The sequence below is a fragment of the Streptomyces sp. HmicA12 genome (assembly GCF_000373565.1).
In the GTDB taxonomy this organism is placed as follows: domain Bacteria; phylum Actinomycetota; class Actinomycetes; order Streptomycetales; family Streptomycetaceae; genus Streptomyces.
The window spans coordinates 333732-354397 of sequence record NZ_KB891842.1; the positions used below are offsets into that span (position 1 = coordinate 333732).

The 20666-nt window shown below is 68.0% G+C and carries 16 protein-coding genes, 1 tRNA gene and 4 pseudogenes; 10 read left to right on the forward strand and 11 right to left on the reverse strand.

Features of this window, described 5'->3' with window-relative positions; genetic code table 11:
- Positions 1 to 39 precede the first annotated feature (39 nt).
- The 5 genes from B072_RS0134395 to B072_RS0134420 all read left to right on the forward strand — a co-directional run bounded on the left by B072_RS0134395 (position 40) and on the right by B072_RS0134420 (position 5009).
- Positions 40 to 399 carry an MmcQ/YjbR family DNA-binding protein gene (locus B072_RS0134395; protein ID WP_018534524.1) on the forward strand — a complete coding sequence of 120 codons (360 nt, stop codon included), beginning with the start codon at positions 40 to 42 and terminating at the stop codon, positions 397 to 399.
- 104 nt (positions 400 to 503) lie between these two features.
- Entirely contained in the window at positions 504 to 1859 is a 1356-nt protein-coding gene (locus B072_RS0134400; protein WP_078506676.1) for an MFS transporter, read from the forward strand.
- Positions 1860 to 1967: 108 nt separating this feature from the next.
- Positions 1968 to 2041, forward strand: a tRNA-Pro gene (locus B072_RS0134405).
- 1737 nt (positions 2042 to 3778) lie between these two features.
- On the forward strand, positions 3779 to 4291 hold the full coding sequence (locus tag B072_RS0134415) for an RNA polymerase sigma factor (protein WP_026246594.1): 513 nt from the start codon (positions 3779 to 3781) through the stop codon (positions 4289 to 4291).
- 1 nt (position 4292) lies between these two features.
- Complete coding sequence (locus tag B072_RS0134420) at positions 4293 to 5009, forward strand: hypothetical protein (RefSeq protein ID WP_018534527.1); 717 nt, start codon at positions 4293 to 4295, stop codon at positions 5007 to 5009.
- 577 nt (positions 5010 to 5586) lie between these two features.
- Here B072_RS0134420 and B072_RS50035 read toward each other — a convergent pair.
- Positions 5587 to 6842 (reverse strand): annotated as a pseudogene (locus tag B072_RS50035) (hypothetical protein).
- Positions 6843 to 7008: 166 nt separating this feature from the next.
- Positions 7009 to 7137, reverse strand: a pseudogene (locus B072_RS49475) (transposase); the annotation flags it as partial.
- Between the two features lie 134 nt (positions 7138 to 7271).
- Between B072_RS49475 and B072_RS0134430 the strand changes: the two are divergent.
- Positions 7272 to 9128, forward strand: a complete 1857-nt coding sequence (locus tag B072_RS0134430; protein WP_018534528.1) for a DUF262 domain-containing protein — start codon at positions 7272 to 7274, stop codon at positions 9126 to 9128.
- A gap of 889 nt (positions 9129 to 10017) precedes the next feature.
- On the opposite strand, the gene B072_RS0134435 is transcribed toward B072_RS0134430, so the two are convergent.
- From B072_RS0134435 to B072_RS0134465, 9 genes and pseudogenes are all read right to left on the reverse strand, one after another.
- Positions 10018 to 11322 carry a phospholipase D-like domain-containing protein gene (locus B072_RS0134435; protein ID WP_018534530.1) on the reverse strand — a complete coding sequence of 435 codons (1305 nt, stop codon included), beginning with the start codon at positions 11320 to 11322 and terminating at the stop codon, positions 10018 to 10020.
- Positions 11323 to 11501: 179 nt separating this feature from the next.
- Positions 11502 to 12098 (reverse strand): FG-GAP repeat protein, encoded by a 597-nt coding sequence (locus tag B072_RS48430; protein WP_018534531.1) that lies wholly within the window; start codon positions 12096 to 12098, stop codon positions 11502 to 11504.
- Between the two features lie 520 nt (positions 12099 to 12618).
- Positions 12619 to 12852 (reverse strand): annotated as a pseudogene (locus tag B072_RS49875) (integrase); the annotation flags it as partial.
- A gap of 278 nt (positions 12853 to 13130) precedes the next feature.
- Positions 13131 to 13748, reverse strand: coding sequence for a hypothetical protein (locus B072_RS0134445; RefSeq protein WP_018534532.1), 618 nt, complete (start codon positions 13746 to 13748; stop codon positions 13131 to 13133).
- A 29-nt stretch (positions 13749 to 13777) separates the two neighbouring features.
- Positions 13778 to 14341, reverse strand: coding sequence for a hypothetical protein (locus B072_RS49485; protein WP_051127349.1), 564 nt, complete (start codon positions 14339 to 14341; stop codon positions 13778 to 13780).
- A 106-nt stretch (positions 14342 to 14447) separates the two neighbouring features.
- Positions 14448 to 14726, reverse strand: a pseudogene (locus B072_RS50040) (WXG100 family type VII secretion target); the annotation flags it as partial.
- Positions 14723 to 15055, reverse strand: coding sequence for a hypothetical protein (locus B072_RS0134455; RefSeq protein WP_018534535.1), 333 nt, complete (start codon positions 15053 to 15055; stop codon positions 14723 to 14725). The gene B072_RS0134455 and the pseudogene B072_RS50040, both read right to left, overlap by 4 nt.
- Before the next feature lie 205 nt (positions 15056 to 15260).
- Complete coding sequence (locus B072_RS49710; RefSeq protein ID WP_267880642.1) at positions 15261 to 15389, reverse strand: hypothetical protein; 129 nt, start codon at positions 15387 to 15389, stop codon at positions 15261 to 15263.
- Positions 15390 to 15579: 190 nt separating this feature from the next.
- Positions 15580 to 17124: an FMN-binding glutamate synthase family protein gene (locus B072_RS0134465; RefSeq protein WP_026246596.1), complete on the reverse strand. Its 1545-nt coding sequence runs from the start codon at positions 17122 to 17124 to the stop codon at positions 15580 to 15582.
- Between the two features lie 221 nt (positions 17125 to 17345).
- Here B072_RS0134465 and B072_RS0134470 point away from each other — a divergent pair, with 221 nt between their 5' ends.
- The 4 genes from B072_RS0134470 to B072_RS0134480 all read left to right on the forward strand — a co-directional run bounded on the left by B072_RS0134470 (position 17346) and on the right by B072_RS0134480 (position 20578).
- Complete coding sequence (locus B072_RS0134470) at positions 17346 to 17750, forward strand: LAETG motif-containing sortase-dependent surface protein (RefSeq protein WP_018534538.1); 405 nt, start codon at positions 17346 to 17348, stop codon at positions 17748 to 17750.
- A gap of 23 nt (positions 17751 to 17773) precedes the next feature.
- Entirely contained in the window at positions 17774 to 18424 is a 651-nt protein-coding gene (locus B072_RS0134475) for an RNA polymerase sigma factor (RefSeq protein WP_018534539.1), read from the forward strand.
- Positions 18421 to 18870: a hypothetical protein gene (locus tag B072_RS48445; protein ID WP_158689281.1), complete on the forward strand. Its 450-nt coding sequence runs from the start codon at positions 18421 to 18423 to the stop codon at positions 18868 to 18870. Before B072_RS0134475 ends, B072_RS48445 begins: the two co-directional genes overlap by 4 nt.
- Positions 18871 to 18964: 94 nt before the next feature.
- Positions 18965 to 20578, forward strand: coding sequence for a Na+/H+ antiporter (locus tag B072_RS0134480; RefSeq protein WP_018534540.1), 1614 nt, complete (start codon positions 18965 to 18967; stop codon positions 20576 to 20578).
- The last annotated feature ends 88 nt before the right edge of the window (positions 20579 to 20666 follow it).

Sequence of the window (20666 nt, forward strand, 5' to 3'; positions counted from 1 at the left end):
GACGGGCCGTTGTCAGTGGCCTTGGCTACGGTTCCTTCCATGCTGGACGCCGACGACGTACGCACCATCGCCCTGTCCCTGCCGGACACGACGGAGAAGATCGCTTGGAGCATGCCCACGTTCCGGGTGGCGGGAAAGATGTTCGCCACGCTGCCCGACGAGGAGACCTCGATCGCCGTGCGCTGCCCCAAGGAGGAGCGCGACGAACTGGTGATGGCCGAGCCGAAGAAGTTCTGGGTCGCCGACCACGAGGCGTCCTTCGCGTGGGTCCGGGCCCGGCTGGCCGCGCTCGACGACGCGGACGAACTGCGTGACATCCTCACCGACTCCTGGCGCCAGGCCGCACCGACCCGACTCCTCGATTCTCACCCGGAGTTGGGGGCCGCCACCGCGGACTGATATTGACTGGGCCGCTCGGCAGGCCCATGACATCATCCGCCCGTAGGCGTGGATGACAGGGCGCCGCGGCGGACGCCGCGCGGGCCGGGAGGAGCCGGGCGGGGATGGCGGGCGGGGCATCGCAGGGGCGGGACGGTACGGATCCAGGGAGCACGGTGGCGCGGGGCGGCGCCGGGGGAGCGGGCCGGCGCCGGAGCATCTGGTCACGCGACTTCGGACTGTTCTTCACCGCGCGGGCCGTCGCCAAGCTCGGCGACACCATGCTGCCCGTCGCGCTCGCCGCGGGCCTGCTCCAGTACGGGTACGGCGCGGGCGCCGTCGGACTCGCGATGGCGGCGTCCGTGGGCTGCTTCGCGGGCCTCGTCATCTTCGGCGGGGTGATCGCGGACCGCTTCGACACCCGGATCCTGATGATCGTCGCGGACGCGACCCGTCTGATCACCCAGTCCCTGGCCGCCGTCATGTTCTTCACGGGGCATGTCGTGCTCTGGGAGATCTGCGTCATCGGCGCCGTCAACGGCACGGCCTCCGCACTCTTCCAGCCCGGCGTCGCCAGCACCGTGCCGCGCCTGGCCGACGACGTGCAGGCGGCGAACGGCGCGATCCGGGTCGCCGAGTCCGGCTCCCAGCTCGCGGGCCCCGCGGTGGCGGGCATGCTCGTCGCCTTCGTCTCCCCGGGCCTGGTCTTCGCCGCGCACGCGGGCACGTACGCCCTGAGCGCCCTGTGCCTGCTGCTCCTGAAGCTGCCCCCGGCGGCCCCCGACGACAAGGCCGAGCGCACCCGCTTCCGCACCGAACTCGTAGAAGGATGGCGCGAGTTCCGCTCCCGCACCTGGCTCTGGGGTGTCATCGCGGTCTGGTGCGTCCTGATGATCGGCGCCTCCGGCCCGGCCGTCCCGCTCGTCGCCACCCAGATCACCCTGGAGCACGGTCCGCGCGCATACGGCCTGGTGAACTCCGCCCTCGGCGCGGGCACGGTCGTCGGCGGCGTGATCGCCCTGCGCCTGCGCCCCCGCCGCATGCTGCGCGCCGGCTCCCTCGCCCTCTTCTCCTTCGCCCTGTTCCCCGCGGTGGTCGGAGCGGGCCTGAGCGTCCCCGGAATGATGGCGGGCTGTGTGGTGGCGGGCGCCGGCATGTCGTTCTGGGGCGTGATGTGGGCGACCAGCGTGCAGACGCAGGTCCCGCGCGACGTCCTCAACCGCATCCACGCCTACGACGTCGCCGGCTCCCTCGCCATGGCTCCGGTCGGCCAGTCGCTGGCGGGCCCGGCCGCGGCCGCGTTCGGCACCCACCACGTCCTGCTCGCGGGCGGCGCGGTCACGCTCCTGTGCGCCCTCGCCCTGCTCCTCATCCCGGCGGTCCGCGGCCTCGTACGGGCTGACACGGCCCCCGTACGCTCCGTGCCGACGCCCCGGCCGAGCCCGGCGCAGTCCCCGGCGGCGACAGAACCTCAACCTTGATCGAGGTCGGGGCCCGACCGCACCGGAAAGGGATGCGCGACCACGGCCCCGAGTGCGGTATGGTTTCCGTGCGCGTTCGGCCCGGGGAAAACCCAGGTCAGCGAGCACCGGGACGTGGCGCAGCTTGGTAGCGCACTTGACTGGGGGTCAAGGGGTCGCAGGTTCAAATCCTGTCGTCCCGACAGTTCGATTCGTCGAATGTCGTAGATGAAGGGCCGTTTTCGAACGGCCCTTTTTCTGTTCCCCGCTCGCTCCCGGGTGGAGGCGGGGGAGCGGGGGGCGGGCTCCCAGTGTCCCCTTGGCTGTTTGCTCCCACTCGGGGCGTTGCCTACATATTCGATTCCTTGCGCTCACGTTCACATCCGCGCCCGGTTTGTTACCCACGGCTCCTCGTCCTATGGGTGGCTTTCTGGGTATGGGCTTGAGCTCTTCGCGCTGGTCGGGATCGCTCCCACTGGGTGTGGGGCCGGGAGTGGTGTCCCCTTGGCCGGAATCTGGGTTATGGGGCCATGCGAAATGTTGACCCCAGTTCCGATTGTGTCTGCGTGTTATGCCGGTTATGGGGCTTGGTGGTTGCGTGGGGCATGGAGGTGTTGAACGTGGGTGGGAGTGCTTCGGTGGCCCGCCTGTATCGGTAATCGGCGGTCGCCGGCCGTCGCAGCCGGTTGATCGGGGGCTTTCCATCTCTGGTGATCATGCGAAAGCCGCGCTGCGGGGCGGAGCTTGGGTGTGGTGCAGACGATATGGGGAGCAAGGGCCGGCCGCGCAAGAGCTGTTGATCTCGTGCTCCGTTTCGGTGGTGGGTGTTGATCACGTTCGGAGCCTCCATCGCTCCGATCCCTGACGCGTTCGGCCTGCGGGCCGAACGCGGGTTCACTTGGGGCCGCTGGGGTATGAAGAGCGATCTGGACTTCCATATGGGGTGTGACGTAATCCCCGCTCGAGATGCATCACGGGTTCCGTAGGAAGTTCGGTGCGGGGTGTTGCGGCATTGTCAGTTGTAGGTACTGACGGAACGGGCGGCATCGTGAGCACGGTGCCGTGCTGACAATCGTCGCGGCAGGGCAAGGTCGGGCAGTGGCCCACAGGTCGAGGTAGGCCTTGCAAGAACGGCCCGCGCTTCTGCACCACTTCGATGCCGAGCCCCGCAGCGGGCGCCCCTCCGCCCTCTTGTGGGGAGGGCCGGTGCCGTCCATCCGGCTCCAGGCTGGGAACATCACCGGGCGCAGCTCGGCGAGCAGATCCCCCGCCACTCGTTGGCGGCACGGCAGTCATGAACGGGACCTCTCCGGTTGCGAGTTGGGCGATCGGTGCGCCCCGAAGGGCAAGGGCGCGAGGCCCGGAGGCTCAGCAGGTCGGACAGTGGGCACGGCGGCCGACGGGCGGCTGTGTCCATGCGTGCATCTTTGGCTGGGTCTTGCGGAAAGACGCTAACCGGACACCTGGGTTGAGGCAGAGAGGCCTGCGCTTCATCTGGCCCGGGTGGCCACGGTCGGCTCGGCCAGGAAGGCCGTGCATCACGCTGCTTCCCTGGTGCGGGCCTTGCGCGTGCCGTCGTACGAGGAAGCGCGAGAGGGATGTCGGATGTTTCATGTGCGAACACGTGCAGGATTCACCCCTTCGAGTGGCGGGGGGTCTTAGTGGATTCGCGGGTTCCATGAGTGAAGTAGGACACAGTTGGGGTGCGGGAGGCGTAGACCATTTGGTGACGGTTGCGAGAGAGATGCTGCTCACCGTGCGTTACTTGTCGGTACGTGATCACTTGGTGCGATGTTCAATTATCCCCGTGTGGGATTCGGTCAGTAGTTCATGCGTGTACAGCCGTTTAGGCCGGTTCTATAGGCACCGACAGAAGGCGCCGCCGCAACGAGCGTTCGTAACGCGGAGCCGCTCGTTTCCGGCCTCAACGAAGAGGATTCATGACCGACGATGCCCGTGCGGGACGCAACGGCAGACCCGTGGCCACCACCGCGGTGCTTCCGTTCCCACTGGATTTCGAGGCGCTGTACCTGAGGAACCACGAGGATTACCACGGGTTCGCGCTGGCCATACTCATGGACCAGCAAAGCGCTGAGGACGCAGTCCACCGGGCCTTCTACGAAATCCTCCATCACTGGCCGGCGCTCCTGGCCGATGGCAACGTCCATCAGCAGACCTGGGCGATCCTGCGGCGCACCGTCATCTCCGAGAGGCTCATCAACTACCGGGACAACCTCGCCGAACTGACAGAGGACAGCGACGTGGCACGCGCCCTGTGCGCGCTGCCGCCGCGGCAGTTCGACGTCATGGTCCTGCGCTACCTGTGCCACTGCGCCACCGATGACATTGCCTGGTACCTGGGTGTGACGGCCAGCACCGTCGACTACCACGGCCGAAGGGCCAAACAGCGCCTGGAACAGGCCATGCCCGCCCGCATCAGAAGGAGCACGTGACATGAGTGCCACGAAGCGATCGCCCTCGCACGCCGAACAAGCGCTGACCGCGGCCGGGCGACGCCTGCGCGAGCGTCGGCCCGCCTTCGACGTCGCCGCGGGATTGCACCGTCTGGCCCGGGACGCTGGCTACACCTCCGTGCCGGACACCAGGCCATCGGTCTCCCGCGCCCTACACAGTCTCCAAGAATTCGTCGGCTGGAGCGTGGACCAGCCCGGAGCCGTCACCCACGTCGAACAGCTCGCTGCGACGCTCGGGGGAAGCGGAGCCTCCTACCAACTGCTGAAACTGGACCGGGAGACCGAGGAAGTTGACCTGGACGGCGCGCACGTATTCGCCTGCATGCTCTATCTCGCCGGCCATCCCGAAAGTGCTCAGTTCTGGTGGCGGTTGACAGCCATGGCCGGCGTCAGCGCCAGCGCCCTGTGCCTTCAACTGTTGCACCAGGGCCGGGGCGAGACCGAAGAGGCCGAACACTGGCGGGACATCCTGCTGGACCTACTGGAACTGGACGACGATCCCGTCGTGGGGCGGATATTCGTCAACGCGGTCGGCGCTTTCGCCGCCTACACCCGACGCCACAGGCCGCCGGCCCCCGTCACACCCGTCCTGGATGCGGAAGTACGCCGACTGGCCACCCGCGCTGACGCCGACCTCCTGGTGTGCCGGCCTGATGCCGGCCTTGCCCGTCGCCTGCAGGACTGCGCCCACTCCTAGGGCCTCTCTTCAAACTCCCGTCGTCGCCCGGAGGCGGCCCGGCGGCGTCTGGTGCGTGCTCTCGGCGTGCCGGGTGCAAGGCCTCGTACTGGACGTACTTGGCCTTGTGCCAGGTGCGGCGAGAGCACGTGCCAGGCGCCGCGGGGCAGACGGGAGTTTGAAGACAGGCCCTAGCCCCGGATCAAACGAAAAACCCGCCTGCGGTCCCGGTTCCTAGGCCACCGACCGCTGGCAGGCTCTTCATCACGCCCGAAGGACGTACCTGGTATGAAGCGTAAACCCCGAACCACTGTCTTAAGTAAGGGATCACTTCGCAACCGCCGTCTCCGCAACGCCGCAGCCTTCTCCCTGTTGCGCGGCCTGGCCTACGGCCTGGGAAGTGGTATCGCTGGATTGCTTGTGTACTGGCTCCAGCGGTACCTGTGAGCCTTGGCCCGGCCGACTGGCCAGCCGGGCGGGCGAGATCTGGTTCGTCGTCATGACGCTGGCGGACTTTCCTTCAGGCCGGGTGCTAGCAGAAAGCAACGGTCAGCAGTGGAGGGCCTGGTCGGCCGCGCGCGTGGCTGACTGGCGGTGCTCACTCAGCCCTCTCGGCATGCTCCTCGTCGTTCCCGCGCAGACGGCGCAGTCGCTCCGTGATCTCGCTGGAGAACACCTTCTTGACCGATCCTGCTCGGTCAAGTGTCTCACTGCCGAGGGTTCTGGCCGCGCCGACGCCCTTCGCTCCTGTCTCGAGCGCCCTGTTCCTCGCCTCCGTGGCCGCGTCCGCCCATCGTCTTGTCTCCGATGAGCGGCCACCGGACTCGATTCCGAGCCGCTCGTGGAAGTCATGAACGCCGGCCGAGAGCCGGTTGCTCGACTGGACCACGGCAGGAGACCTGGTCGGGTGCAGCAACACCTTTGTGTTGGCTGTGTCAGCAGCCGCGTTCATCCGGGCCACCAGATGCCCGGTGCTCCGAGAGATGAGATTCAATCGGTTCTGTCGGGCGGCCCGGAGTCCGAGACGATGCCGGTCCAGTTCCTCCGGAGACACGTCCAGCACCCGGTCGAGTTCGAGTACGGCGATCGCGTCCTGCAGTTGGAAGCAGCGGGCCAGCACAGTGAGCCACTCCTGGGCCTTGGGTTCGGCATCCTTGGCTGTCGTGGCGAGATCACCGATCTTGGTCTCGCGCTGCATCTTGTCCGCGAGCGCGTCGAGTTGGCGCAAGGCGTACGCCTGGGTCCGTGCGATCGTCACCGAGGTGTTCTGCACCTTGACCAGATGATCTCGGAGACCCGGCCCACGTGCTCGCGGATGGTCATGGCCTCCTCGATCACGAGGTGCACTCCGATCATGTCCGCCAGCACAGCGTCCTTCTGGGCCCGGAGCACGTCATCTACCTTTTCGTCGATCCTGGCGAGGTAGTCAGTGATCTCATCCATGGTCTGCTGCATCGCGAACTGCGCCATGACCCCCGCAACACCAGCAAGAGCCGCCGGGTTGGTCAGAAGCGATCTGGGTGCCTTCGCGAACTCGACGAATCCCTTGATCTGGCCCTTCTGGCCTTTGAATACACCCGTGCTGAGGCCCGTCTTCGAGCTTTCCTTCAGCCCGTACTTCTTGACGAGCTGCGCCGATTGTGGAGTCAGCTTCACCCAGTGAACGGAGTTGGCGGCGATCTCCGAACCCGCCTGCGCGACCGCGACTCCGGTACCGAACACGGACCTGAGCCGCTGCAGTCCGAGGTCCATCGACGACAGCCCCTCCGAGGCGAGGAAGCGGTCGACGTCCGTCGGATCTCCGATGACCGCCAGTCCGTCACCGTCACTGATCAGCTGAATCTCGTTGTTCATCGCCCGCCCCTGGAGTCGAGTCGCGGTGGAGAGTACTCGACGTGCGTGTGGTGAGCACCGGGTAGAGACAGAGGACTTCCGGAGATCGGAGATCAAGGTGTCTGCCCGGCCCGGACCGTGGTGAACTGCCCCGCGTCGCAATGTGAATTCGGCATCCCGTCCGACGCAACCGACGCCACAGGCCGGCCTCGGCCCATAGCGCGAAGCGGCGATGCGCGGTGGCGATGGACGTGCCGAACGCAGGCGGCAGATGCCGCCAGGCACAGCCACTGGTCAGCACGTACACCATTGCGGCTCAACTGCGGCCCGGGCGGGGGCACCAAAGTGACCAAGAAGGAGGTTGAAAAGCGGATGTTCAGGCAGTGTGATTAGTGAGAGTCGTAGGCCGGTGGGTCGGCGACGGACGTGTGTGCTGGGCAAGGAGGAGATGTGGCGACCGAGACTTTCAGCATCGACAAGCGGCCCTTGCGAGATCTGCTGGGGCAGGTCGAGGCGGGGAAGATCCAGTTGCCCGAGTTCCAGCGTGGCTGGGTTTGGCCCTGGCCCAACATCGCGAGTCTGCTGGCCTCGGTGTCCCTCAACTACCCGATCGGGACCGTGATGCTGCTCGAGGGCGGTGGGGACGTCCGGTTCAAGTACAGGCCGATCGAGGGGGCGGCCCCGGGCGAGCGCGTACAGCCGGAGTCGTTGGTTCTCGACGGGCAGCAGAGGCTGACCTCGCTGTTCCAGTCGCTTGCGATGGGTAGCCCGGTGGAGACGCAGGACGAGCGCAAGCGTCGGGTGGCTGGCTGGTTCTACGTCGACATGGTCAAGGCGCTGGACGAGAACGAGGATCGTGAGGACGCGATCCGTTTCATTCCACCCACACGCAAGGTGGTCAGTTTCCGGGGCGAGGTCCTGCAAGACTATTCGACACGCGAGCTGGAGTACCAGCAGCGTGTCTTCCCGCTGCGAAGTCTCTTCGACAACTCCTGGGGCGACGGCTTCGCCCGCCACTGGGGGTTCGCACCGGATGCGATGGAGCTTTGGTACGCCTTCCGGGACGGTTTCATCCGCTCATTCGACCTGTACCACTTCCCGGTCATCGAACTCGGCAAGGGCACCCCGCGTCAGGCAGTTTGCCAGGTCTTCGAGAAGGTCAACACGGGCGGAGTCACGCTCACCGTGTTCGAGTTGCTGACGGCGACATACGCTGCCGACGAGTTCGATCTGCGGCGTCACTGGCGTGAGTGCCGGTCCGCCTGGGAGGCGCCTGAGTACGCCATCCTGCGGGATGTCTCCAACACCGACTTCCTTCAGGCAGTCACTCTTTTGGCCACTGCCGAGCGGCGGCGTCGAGAGGAAGAGGCCGGTACGGACGAGGAGCGTCTGCCACGTATCGGCTGCAAGCGCAAGGACATGCTCGTGCTGAGCTTGGAGGACTATCGGCGATACGCGCCCGACGTCGTCGCCGGCTTCAAGGCCGCCGCCAAATTCCTGCGCCAGCAGTTCGTCTTCGACACGCGTTTCCTTCCGTACGGCACACAACTGATCCCGCTGGCCGCGATCTTCGCCCTCGCCGGCAAGGACGCGGAGACCGCGGGCGCGCAGGAGAAGCTGGCTCGCTGGTACTGGTGCGGGGTGTTCGGCGAGCTCTACGGCGGTACGACCGAGACCCGGTTCAACCTCGATCTCCCCGACGTTGTCGACTGGATTCACGGTTCGACGCATGAACCTCGTACGGTTACACAGGCACAATTCGCGGCAAGCCGCCTGTTGACCCTGCGGACCCGGCAGAGCGCCGCGTACAAAGGCATCTACGCGCTCCTGCTCAAGGCGGGCGCCGCGGACTGGCGGACAGGGGAGAAGGCGGAGGTCAGTGTCTATTTCGACGAGGCGATGGACATTCATCACATCTTCCCGCAGGCCTGGTGCCAGAAGAACGGTTACGAGCGTTCCGTCTATAACTCCATTGTCAATAAGACACCGTTGACAGCACGCACCAACCGGATCATCGGCGGCCACGCGCCGTCCGAGTATCTGCAGCGGCTCGCGAAGGCGGCCGAGACCAGCCCGGAGGGTGTCGAGCAGCGCATCGGCACACACCTTGCGGCCCCCGGGCTGATGCGGGCCGACGACTTCGACGCCTTCTTCGAGGAACGGCGAAAGGTACTTCAGGAACACATCGCCGCGGTGATGGGCAAGCCGGTGGTTGACGACCAGGTCCCGGGGCAGCGGCCCGGGGAGGCGGTCCGGGCCGCGGAAAACGGACTGGAAGCCGGAGCGTCGGTTCCTCCGCAGTCGTGAGTCCCGGTCCGTCGAAGAACAGGCATGCGTAAGGTCGCCTTCGCTGGCCATGGCGTTGTGGGGGTCGGCGAGTAGGTCCATGCATGTCATGCAGCAGGCCGGTACGCGTGGAGGACGCCGCCGAGGCGGTCGTGTCGGCGTATGCGGAGGCTGGCGATTCGCTCGGGTTCGGGCGGTTGGGGAGAGGGTGGCGGAGTGGCCCTCTGGAGCGATCGGTGGGTGCGGTGCTCGTTGTAATGGTGCTCGTGGGCGCGTAGGGCGTGGAGCGGCTGGTTGTGCGCGAGTCATGGCGCAGCCGACGGGAGTTGGGCGGCAGCATGTCCGTACGGCATGCAAGTTCGGCGGATCGCCGCCGGTTCAGGTGAATCGCGGCGTACAGCGCCGAAGAGCCTCGAAGGTGCGTTAGCCCGGCAGGCAACTTGAATGACGGTGCAGACGGGAGGAGAACCGAGGGCGTTCAATGGGTGCGTACCACTCCCAGCGGAGGCAAAGCTCCATCAGCGACCGTCGAGCCAGTCGCTTCGGACACGTAGTGCCGCGACCTGCGTCGTATCGGCGGGGCAGCACGAATGCTCATCCTGCCGCCCACCGGCCAGGCTCCTGATCTGCATGAACGCCCCTCTCGGCAGGCGCATGCGCAGGCGCAGGGCCCGGTCGGACGAGCACGAGAGATGATCACGCCCGATGCGCGCTCCGTGGAGCGCGGCACCCCTGGTCGGCCCTGACGACGGCGATGTGAAGCGGTACGGGCCTCTCGCGGCCCCACCCGCCCCGCCATCATCACCGTCACCCTCTTCAACGCACTGACCACGCGTTCGGCCGCCGGCGTTTGCCCAGCGGCCTCACGGCAGAGTTCCGCAAGTGGCCGACCGGCGGTGACCGAGAATTCCTATTCCTCGACCTGCCTCGGATCGATCGGAATCTCGCGTGCCGTATTCTCGGCGCGCTCCTCGGCGCTCAACTGCCGCGCCACGGTCCCGCAGCAGCGGTTGAACTGGTTCTGCCAGTCCGTCATGAACATGTCGTAGCTGGACTGGCCGACCAGCTTCAGGTCCGACTCGTCGTTGTGCCAGACGCCGTTGCTCGTCCAGTTCGAGGAGCCGACGAACACAAGTCTGGAGTTGGACGTACCCGCGTAACTGCCGCTGACCATCATGTACTTGTCGTGCGTGTAGTGCAGAGCGTTGCCGTTCACGTCGGTGCCGCGGGTGGTGTCGTGCACGTTGATGTTCGGCCGGTCCTTCAGGTAGTTCTGCACGCTGCCGTCAACCTGGCCGGCGGTGAAGAGTATCTGTATCTTCACGCCGGTTTTTGCCAGGCTCACCAGCTTCTTCGGCAGCTCCAGATAGTTCCGGTCGCCCGGCTGCCCGTGAGAGGTCCACTGGAACATGGCGATGTTGATCGTGGCCGGCGCCTTGATGTTGTTCAGGAAGTCGACCCAGGTATCGCTTTTGGAGCGCGCCTTGGGCCACTGGTAGGAGGGTGGGGACAGTGTCCTGGCGGCCTGGCCACTGGTGGAGTTGTAGTAGTCGGGCGCCAACGGGCCCGGGCCGCCCAGCGCCCCCTTTGCCATGGCTGTGAAGTAGCGGACGTAGGAGTTGTACAGGTCGACGTTGCCCTTGACGGTGGCGCTACTGTTCCACGCGGTTTTGGCCTGGGCGGAGGTGGGGTTGGCGCTGCTGACGGTCACTGTCCTGTTCGCGTCGCTCCCGCCGCTGAGCATGTAGTACTTCGCGTGCAGCGCGGAGCCGGAGTAGTGGGTCAGGCAGCCACCCGGGCACAGCGCGGCGAAGCTGGAGGCTTGCGGGTCGTTGCCCAGCTCGGTGACCATCGACTGCCAGGTCGCATTGTCGCTGTGAGAGTCCATCAGTGCCTTGACGATGACGCCGCGCTGGTGTGCGGCGATCAGGGCGTTGGCGAAGTCCGGGCCCGGCTGCGTGTTGCCTATCGAGTACATGGCGACGCGTATGGTCTGCCCGCAACTGGCGCTGTTGATCGATTCGATGATCGGTCCCATGATGTTCATCTGGGCGTCGGCGTCCTCGGGGTCGCTGAACCGCGGCCCCGGTGTTGAGGTGAACGTACGGGACTCGCAACTGAGCGGAGCCTTGGCCTTCTTGACCGCCGCGTGCGCCGTTGCAGGCGACAGCGCGGTGACGGCCAGCGCGGTGATCAACGTGAGCGTGCGCTTCATGGACGGGCCTTTCACTGGGTTGTTGACGATGACGAGTCGAGGTGTTGCTGTGGCTGATCGGCCAATGAGTGGTCGCCGAGGTGGACCTGGTGGCCGACGTCGTAGTACGGGCCTGTCCGGCAGTTCGGTGTGACGGGACCACCCGTCATCCGGTCGGATGAACTACTCATGGCTTCGGATCAGTTGGTGGCGTTCGCCCCGAACATCGGGCAGCCGTCGCCGTTGATGTCGCTCGCGGCGAGGGCGGCGCCCCAGCGGTCGTGAGAGGAGGCCGCGGAGTCGGCGATGGTGGTGCCGCCGGGCAGGCCGCAGGTCGAGCCCTGAAGGATCGCGACGGTGCCGCCGTCGAGGCCGGTACCGACCTTCTCGTGCTCGGCGCCGATCGCCAGGTCGTCGAAGCCGTCGTGGTGGAAGTCGCCGTAGGCGCTGACGCGGCCGAAGCCGTCACCCGCCTCGGAGGAGCCGGGCACGCTGGTGGTGTTCTGGCTGACGGCGGTGCGTTCGGCCGACGTGATGCGGTTCGCCGATTCGTACAGGGCGACGAAGTCCCCGGCGTTCTTCTGCTCGGACGCAGTGGCCTTGTCGGCGGAGAACGCGACGTCGCCGTAGCCCTCCCCGTCGAAATCCGCCTTGTGGTGCGTGACGGAGTCGGCCGCGCCGGCCGTGCCCGCCGACGCGGCGAGGAGATCGCCGGTCAGGGGCGCCGCCGAGGCGTTCGCTGTGGCGACGCGGATGCGCGTCGGAGGCGGGGTGGTAGGGCGTATGTGCTTGGCCATGCGTTGAGCTCCTGCAGGGGACAGAGGCGTCCGGCGGACATCCCGCTTCGATGAGGTGCTGGGCCGTTGGTGTTTGCACGCATTTGTTCCAGGCGTGACCACCGTTCGGCAAACAGGAGACTCGCAAAGGCGTCCGAGGGTTGCACGAGAAAGCAGGGAAGCGGCCGCGACGCTGCGCAAGTTGAGCCAGAGGGCGCGCCGGTCGACCGGGGCGTTCGGTGGGCTGCTGGTGGGCGAGCCAGTCGCCGGTGTCGGGTTGAGTGTCGTACTCGGACAGGTGGAGAGCTTGCCCGCGGAGGAGGAACTGGGATTCGTCGCGAGCCTGTTCGGCTGTGTGGCGCGTCATGTCCCGCTCGGAAATACGATTCCGGCTCTGGCCTGGAGCTTCTCCACGCGGGGCAGCAGCCTCGATGGCGCCTGGGATGATCCTTCGATGTCGCTGTCGATCGTCAGCACGGAGCGGCCGGGCGTTCGCGATGCCCTGATGGGGCCGATGGCCGTTATAGAAGTGTTCGAACTCGCGCAGGGCGTGGAGCAGATGCCGCTGGTTCCGGATCACGGTGCGGTCCAGCAGCTCGCGTCGGCAGGTCCGTACCCACCTCTCCATGATCGAGTTCATCCCCGGCATCCGGATCCCGCTGAGCACAACCTCAATCCCCGCGTCCGCCAGGATGGCGTCGAACAGGTCAGGGGACTTCCCGTCCCGGTCCCGGATCAGGAAGCGCGCCCGGCAACCGGCATCCTCGAGGTCCATGACGAGATTGAACTCGCCTGGGAGCAGCCATACTTGACTGGGAGCCAGGAGCCGCAGGTTCACATCCTGTCGTCCCGACAGTTCGATTCATCGAATGGTGCAGGTGAGAGGCCGTTTTCGAACGGCCCTTCTTCTGTTCCATCATCCGCACCGGACGGTGCCAATACCCCGCTCGCGGATGCTGCGCCGGGCCCAAGCAGCCGGGGCAGGCCCTCGCGGCATGACGAATCCGTGTCCACGATCACGGAAAGCTTCAGGCGGTAGGCCGAACTGTCCCCTCAGATGCCTGCTTGCGCGGCGAACGGCGTCGCATGCGTCGGCACCGATGCCACCAGTGCAATCCACGAACCGTCGGCGAAGACGAGCTCGAAGCGTCCCCGCTGGACAATGCCCTTGGGGTTCGCACGGATTCCGGCCACGGCCGCTCGGGGCGCCTCCCACTGGGGTTCGTACGCCTGCTTGAGCTGCCACAGCTTCGCGCGATCCGCGAGGACGAGCACGCGGCGGTCGGTGAACGCGACAGCCAACCGAGGGGCGGGAAGATGAGCGGCGGCGTAGTGCCTGACCAGGAACTCTCCGGCCTGGCTCTCCCAGCCGCCGTGCAGCCCCTCACCATGTGCGACCCTCGACAGACTGTTGTCTACTGCCTGCTCGGCGCCTTCCATGGTGCGCTCGATTCGTGAGTCGGGCTTGGGAGGGCTCGGTTGCAGAAAGCGTTGCACGGCGCCCGGGAGCCGCGACTTGATCCGGCGTTCCAGATCGGATTCATGCGGCGGCCGGCGCAGCCAGACCGGCCGGTCCGGAACCCCTGGCGCCAATTCGCACTCGCAGGCAGCGATCAGCTGCTCGCCAGCCTGCAAGTGCGGTTCGACCTGGCTGCTGCATTCCTTGTTCATCGGGTACGTACCTCAGTCGGAGCGGGTGATCAGCCGAACGGATTGTCCCGGAAGCGGGGCTCCACCGTCCGGTGATCCGCGTCGGACGGATTGGCGATGCCTGTGCCCTCGCGGGCTGCCGTGCTGGGACTGCGGTTGCCGGACAGTCGATCGTCGGCTTCGTCGGCTGCGATGCCGGCAGCGCCTGTCGCGCCTTCTTGAGCGGTCTGGCCCACTGGATCCCCGGTGAGGCCGACCGCCCCGAGTGCTGCCTTGCCGGTGGCCTTGACGACCTTCTTGGCACCGAACGCGGCCAGTCCGTCTACGGTCTTGAGGTCACCGACGTGCTTCCAGGTCCACGGCTTCGCGGTGCTGAACCTGCTCGTCTTGGCGAGCGCCTTGAGTGCCTTCATGGCGTCCGCGATCTCCTTGAGGGATCTGGCCAGCCGGGCCACAAGGCTCGCGATCCGGGTGGCAGCGAGCGAGCCCTCCGCCGCTGCGGCGGCGGCCCCGGCGGCGGCCGAGACTCCCGCCGTGAGCGCGGCGAAGGCGGCCGAAGCCGCGAGCGTGATCAACGCCCATTCGATCAGCTCGCGGATGACGCTCTCGACCATGTCCTGGATCATGCGGCACTCGTCGGCCGCCTCCTGGAGCAGTTCGGCCGTGCCCCTCCATGTCGGAGGCCTCCGCCTCGAACTCCGATTCCAGTTCGTCGAGTTGCCCCATGAAGGCGTCAGCGGCCTCGCCGGTCCACTCATGAGCGAGGTCGCTGCGATCGCGGCGTTGATCGGCGATGAGGTCGCGGAGTTCTTCGGCCTGCTTCTTCCAGAGGTCGGCCGCTTCCTGTAGCCCCTCGGGGTCGCCGGTGACGAATTCGAGCTGCTCGGCGAGCGGCTCGACGACGGGGCGCATCAATTCGTCGAGGAGCCCGCTGAGGGGGCTCATCCAGTCGTTGACCTTGCTGTAAGCGTCAACCGCCGCTCCCGCGGGCCCGCTCATATCGTTGCCCGGCTCTGCGCTGCGATCGTGCGGATCTGGTCGCCCGTGTGCTCTTCGGTCTCCTGGTACGAGCGAGCCGTCTTCTCTATGAACTCGCTGATCTGTTCCTGCTGGCCAGCGGCGAAATCGAGGTTCTCCAAAGTGGCCTCCACACGCTCGAGGTAGTCCTTGGAGGTCTGCTCGGACTCCGGAAGCTTGCCGAAGGCGTCTGAGTTCGGCGACTCCGCGCCAAGCGCCGTACGGATCTTCCTGAGCCGGTCGGCTCGTTCCTGTGCGGTCTTGGAGAATCTGGTCAACGCATCCTGCGTGACCGCGTACTCGTTGGCCATACCTCGCCCCCGTTGAGAAATAGCGTCGCAATGGCCCCAAAAGCCTACTGGGCCCCACGGCCTGTCGACAGGGCGGGGCTGCCGACAGGCCGACCCGTCGTCGCCGAGCCGCAGTGCAGGACGGCGTGCCGCTCGCCGAGCCATTCGTTGCGGCGTCGCGACCTCATCAATGCTTGAGGGTGGAGGTCTCAGCCGAGCACCTTGGTCAGTCGTTCAGCGGGCCGATGGGGGAGGGGCCGAAGACATGGGAGAAGCCCTTGCACATCACCCTGGTGATCCGATCCTTGATTGCGTCGGCGGCACCGATCACCGTGTCCGGCACCAGAGTCGCCATCCCCTCGCGGTACTTGGCGCCCGACGAGGCGGGCACCTTCGATGCGACGCGCAGGCTTTGGTGGTGTCCTGTCCTGTGCTGTGCCGGGCAGTGGCCGGGGCTCGCTGAAGGGCACCGCACCGGGCTCGGAGGTGAATCGAGGTCGTGCCGCCTGCGGGCCCGCCAGGGCGGCGGGCCCGGGCCCCTCGCCTCAGCCGGCCACCTCAGGCAGCTGCGCCGGCTCGGCGGTGAGCAGGGCGGTGATCTCCTGCGCGAGGGCCGGGGCGAGTTCGCCCCAGCCGTCCTTGTAGCCGTAGACGCTCGCCAGGGTGCGGGCGTCGTAGTCGCCGTTCAGGATCTCGATGTCGGCGGGGGTGATGAGCGACGGGTGGGCGACGCCGACCGCTCCCGAGATCTTCAGCAACTCCCTGCGCAGGGTGCGCAGATACATCGCGGCGCGGGTGGCCTTCGAAGGCGCGTCGACACCGCGGACCAGCCACGGGTTCTGGGTGGCGATGCCGGTCGGGCACTTGTCGGTGTGGCACTTCTGCGCCTGGATGCAGCCGATGGACAGCATCGCCTCGCGGCCCACGTTGATCATGTCGGCGCCGAGCGCGAAGGCGACGACGGCGTTCTCGGGCAGGCCGAGTTTGCCGGAGCCGATGAACGTGAGCCGGTCGGTCAGGCCGTGCTCGGCGAACGTGCCGTAGACGCGCGAGAAGCCCATCCGGAACGGCAGCGACACCGAGTCGCTGAAGATCAGCGGTGCCGCCCCGGTGCCGCCCTCGCCTCCGTCGACGGTCACGAAGTCGACCCCTCGGTCACCCCGCGCCATCAGGGTGGCCAGCTCTTCCCAGAAGCTCATCTCCCCGACGGCGCTCTTGATCCCGACGGGCAGCCCGGTCTCCGTGGCGAGCAGTTCCACGAAGTCGAGCATCGAGTCCACGTCGTGGAACGCGGTGTGCCGCGAGGGCGACGCGCAGTCCTTGCCGGCGGGAATGCCGCGGATCTCGGCGATCTCGTCGGTCACCTTCGCGCCCGGCAGCATCCCGCCGAGCCCCGGCTTGGCGCCCTGCGAGAGCTTGATCTCGATCGCCTTGACGGGGGCACCGGCGACCACGGCCTTGAGCTTGTCGAGGTTGAAGGTGCCGTCCTCGTTGCGGCAGCCGAAGTACGAGGTGCCGATCTGGAGGACGAGGTCACCGCCGCTCCGGTGGTACGGGGAGAGACCGCCCTCGCCCGTGTTGTGCATCGTCCCGGCCAGCGCCGCGCCCTTGTTGAGCGCCGTGACGGCCGCGCCGGACAGCGAGCCGAAGCTCATCGCCGAGATGTTCACGACGCTCGCCGGACGGAACGCCTTGGCGCGCCCGCGCGGGCCGCCCAGCACCTTGGCCGAGGGCAGGGGAGCCTGCGGGTCGTGCAGATCGGGAAGCGGCCCTGCGAACGTGCGCTGCTTGATGTAGGCGTGGCCCTGCACGTGTTCGACGTCATTGTCGGTGCCGAACCCGAAGTAGTTGTTCTCTTCCTTCGCCGACGCGTAGATCCAGGTGCGCTGGTCGCGGCTGAACGGGCGCTCCTCGTCGTTTGACGTCACGACGTACTGCCGCAGCTCGGGGCCGATCGTCTCCAACAGGTACCGGGCGTGCCCGACCACGGGGAAGTTTCTCAGCAGTGCGTGCTTCTTCTGCGCGAGGTCGCGGGCAGCCACCAGCGCCAACGCTGTCGCGGCGGCCGCACCTATGTTCCGAGCGCGCATGGACGTTCCTCTCCTCGACTGCTCCGTACCCGACGCCGATGCTAGAGGTCGCGTGCCGCCGTACTTCCGGCAGGCTGCTGGTCACCGCGAAGTCGGTGACCGCTCGGAGCCGGAGCCGGAGAAGATTTTCGTGCGACCGCGGCAACCTCCCACCAAGTCGCGCGTCGTGTGGGGGTGAAGGGCGCCGTCCGGTGTCCTCGCCCCGACCGTGGAGTACGCCCGTGAACCGCCTCGTCCCCGTCCGCAGCGCCGTTCTCGCCACCGGCCTGTTGGCCGCCCTGGCCGCGACGCCCGCCGCCCACGCCACCGCTACGGCGCAACCGTCGGAGAAGCCCTCGGTCGCCGCCACCGCGACACCCAGCCCGGCGCCCACCGGCAGCACCCCGAAGCCGACCGCCACCGCGAGCGTGCCGCCGTCCGTCGAGCCGTCCGCGGAACCGTCCGCAGCGCCGACCAGTGACGGTGCCACCGCGCCCGAGGCCCCCTCGCCCGTCCCCTCTCAGGACGAGCTCGCCCATACTGGTTCCTCGAACACGAGTACCACCGTCATGGGCGCCGGGGCCGTCGTCCTCGTCGCCGGTGGTGCGGGCGCCCTCTTCGCCGTACGCCGCCGCTCGCACCGCTGACGTCGCCCACCCCGAGGAACCCTGTGCACAGCCCCGCAGCGACCGAACTCGCCCTGCCGTCACGACCGTTCAGCGTCCCGCGCCGATGGCGGGATCTGCTGCGCGGGCTGCTGCGCCGCGACCGGTCCACGCTCGAAGCGGTGCCCGGCCCGGCCACCGCGTCGTACGCGTGTCCGTACACCGACCGGCCGCCCACCATCAGCGAGCTCTATCACGCGCACCGGCTGCGCATGGTCCGGCTCGCGGTGTTGCTGGTGGACGACCTGGGCACCGCGGAGGACGTCGTGCAGGACGCGTTCACCGCTCTCTATCGCCGCCACGGTGAGCACATCACGGAGGTGGACAACGCCCTCGGATACCTGCGGACCTCGGTCGTCAACACCGCGCGATCCGTGCTGCGCCGTCGCCGCACGGCCCGGGCCTGGACCCCGCCACCGGCCGGCGAAGCCCCGTCGGCGGAGGACTCCGTCGTCCTCGACGAGACGCACCGCGAAGTCCTCGCCGCGCTCGCCCGCCTCACGCCGCGCCGACGCGAAGTCCTCGTCCTGCGCTACTGGGCCGAACTGAGCGAGGCCGAGATAGCCACCACCCTCGGCATCAGCAAAGGCGCGGTGAAATCGAACGCCAGCCGCGCCCTCGACGCACTCGAGAAGATCCTGGAGGGTCGGACATGACGCCCCGAACGCCACGGGCCGAGCCGGCCGGTCGCCCTGGGCGTCCCACCGAGCAACGACTGCGCGAGGCACTGTCCGCCCGTGCCGACAGCATCGACGTACGAGCACTGCGCCCGGCACGGCCGCCCGGACCGCACCTGCGCGGCCTGCCCCGGCTCCACCGCGCCTGGCGCCGGTACGCCCTGCCGCTCGCCGGTCTCGCCACCGCCGCGGCCCTGGTCATCGGTTACGTCACCCTGGTCCCGGGAGACGAACCGGACCGCAACCCCGCACCGCCCGCCGCCCCCTCGGCGCCGACCGCTCCCGACCGTGGCGCGACGCCCGGCCCGGAGTCCCCCACACCGTCGAGTTCCTCGGTGCCGAGCTCCCGGGCCCCGTCCCCGTCGGCCACTCCGACAGCGCCGGACGGCGGCGGCCCCACGGCGACCCCGAGCGCACCCGGGTGATCCGGGACCGCCCCCGACACCCCGGTCGTCCGAGACGCCTTCCGCGCAGGCACACGGCACAGTAAGGCCACCACCGTGTCTGAGGGAGGAACGTGTGCTCGGTCTGGAGCTTGTCGTGCTGCTGGGGATCGCCGTGCTGGTCGGCTCAGCGCTGGGCGACCGGCTGCGCATCGCGCCGCCCGTGGTCCTCATGGTCATGGGCGTGCTGATCGGCCTGATCCCCGCGCTGAGCAAGGTGGAACTGCCCTCCGAGGTGGTCCTGTTGCTGTTCCTGCCCGCGCTGCTGGCATGGGAGAGCCTCAACACGTCGCTGCGCGAGATCCGCCGCCACCTCACCGACGTCGCGCTGGCCGCCACCCTGCTGGTCATCGCCTCGGCTGCGTCGGTGGCCTGCGTCGCGCACGGACTCGGCATCGACTGGGGCCCGGCCTGGGTGCTGGGAGCGGCCGTCGCGCCGACCGACGCGACCGCGGTCAACGTCGTGGCCCGTCTTCTGCCGCGCAGGGACATCACGCTGCTGCGCGCCGAGAGCCTCCTCAACGACGGTACGGCGCTGGTCGTCTACGGCATCGCCGTCGGAGTGACCGTCGGCACGGAGGACATCACCGTCCCGCACGTCGGGTGGCTGTTCGTCCTCGGCTACGGCGGCGGGGCGCTGATCGGCCTCGTCACGGGCACGGTCGTGCAGTGGCTGCGGGCCCGGATGGCGCAGGCGGACGCGTTGCGCGGCCAGGTGCTGATGCTGCTCGCCCCGTTCTCCGCGTATCTCGTCGCCGAGGACGTCGACGCCTCGGGCGTGGTCGCCGTCGTGGTGTGCGGGCTCATGCTGAGCCAGAGCGGGCCGCGCACCGTACGGGCCGAGGTCCGGGTCCAGGCGCAGAACTTCTGGATGGTCGCCACCTACCTCCTCAACGGCTCCCTGTTCGTCCTCATCGGCGTCGAACTCGACTATTCCGTCCGCACGATGGGCAACGACGAGATCCCGCGCGCGATCGCCACCGGGTTCGCCGTGGCCGGCACACTCGTCGCCGTCCGCTTCGCCTACTACTTCGGTGTCGCCGGCTTCTTCCGGATCGCCCGCAGGGGCACCGCCCGCGCCTCCGGTACGACGTACTCGCACCGTCGCCTGACCGTGAGCGCCCTGTCCGGGTTCCGCGGGGCGATCTCGCTGGCCGCGGTGCTCGGTGTCCCCGCCCGCCTCGACGACGGCTCGGCGTTCCCGTCCCGCCAGCTCATCGTCTTCGTCACCGGCGTGGTGATCGTCGTGACGATGGCGCAGGCGCTGATCCTGCCGTGGGTGGTGCGCTGGGCGCGGATCCCGCACGACCGCACCGTCGCCCGGGAGGAATGGCTCGCCGAGTCCGCGGCGATCGAGGCGGCGCTCGCGGCCCTGCCCGACCTGGCCACCCGACTGGAGACGGCACCCACCGTACGGGAGGCGATCCTGCGCTCCCACCAGCTGCGGGCGGACACGGTGGCTCAGCGCTGCGCCACGATCCCGGACGACCCCGAGGAACTCGCCCTCCACCCGCTGCGCCTCACCGACGATCACACGGCCCTCAGCCTCGCGCTCCTCGCCGAGCGCCGGGCCGTCGTCATCCGACTGCGGGACACGGGCGACATCGACGACACGGTGCTGCGCCGACTGCAAGGCCGCCTGGACACCGAGGAACTCCACCTGCTGGGGCATGTCCCGTTGGCGGAATGACCCCCGCACCGCCCCTCACCTCGGTGGTAGGCATCGTCCGCACGCCGAAACCCCCCGAAGACCCCGAACGTCCGTGATCCACATCACG

Coding starts and splice junctions, on each gene's coding strand:
- B072_RS0134395 (WP_018534524.1), top strand. CDS start 40: ATGCTGGACGCCGACGACGTACGCACCATCGCCCTGTCCCTGCCGGAC.
- B072_RS0134445 (WP_018534532.1), bottom strand. CDS start 13,748: ATGAACAAGGAATGCAGCAGCCAGGTCGAACCGCACTTGCAGGCTGGC.
- B072_RS48430 (WP_018534531.1), bottom strand. CDS start 12,098: ATGGCCAAGCACATACGCCCTACCACCCCGCCTCCGACGCGCATCCGC.
- B072_RS49485 (WP_051127349.1), bottom strand. CDS start 14,341: ATGGTCGAGAGCGTCATCCGCGAGCTGATCGAATGGGCGTTGATCACG.
- B072_RS0134420 (WP_018534527.1), top strand. CDS start 4,293: ATGAGTGCCACGAAGCGATCGCCCTCGCACGCCGAACAAGCGCTGACC.
- B072_RS0134435 (WP_018534530.1), bottom strand. CDS start 11,322: ATGAAGCGCACGCTCACGTTGATCACCGCGCTGGCCGTCACCGCGCTG.
- B072_RS0134400 (WP_078506676.1), top strand. CDS start 504: ATGGCGGGCGGGGCATCGCAGGGGCGGGACGGTACGGATCCAGGGAGC.
- B072_RS49710 (WP_267880642.1), bottom strand. CDS start 15,389: ATGGCGACTCTGGTGCCGGACACGGTGATCGGTGCCGCCGACGCAATC.
- B072_RS0134455 (WP_018534535.1), bottom strand. CDS start 15,055: ATGGCCAACGAGTACGCGGTCACGCAGGATGCGTTGACCAGATTCTCC.
- B072_RS0134415 (WP_026246594.1), top strand. CDS start 3,779: ATGACCGACGATGCCCGTGCGGGACGCAACGGCAGACCCGTGGCCACC.
- B072_RS0134465 (WP_026246596.1), bottom strand. CDS start 17,124: ATGCGCGCTCGGAACATAGGTGCGGCCGCCGCGACAGCGTTGGCGCTG.
- B072_RS48445 (WP_158689281.1), top strand. CDS start 18,421: ATGACGCCCCGAACGCCACGGGCCGAGCCGGCCGGTCGCCCTGGGCGT.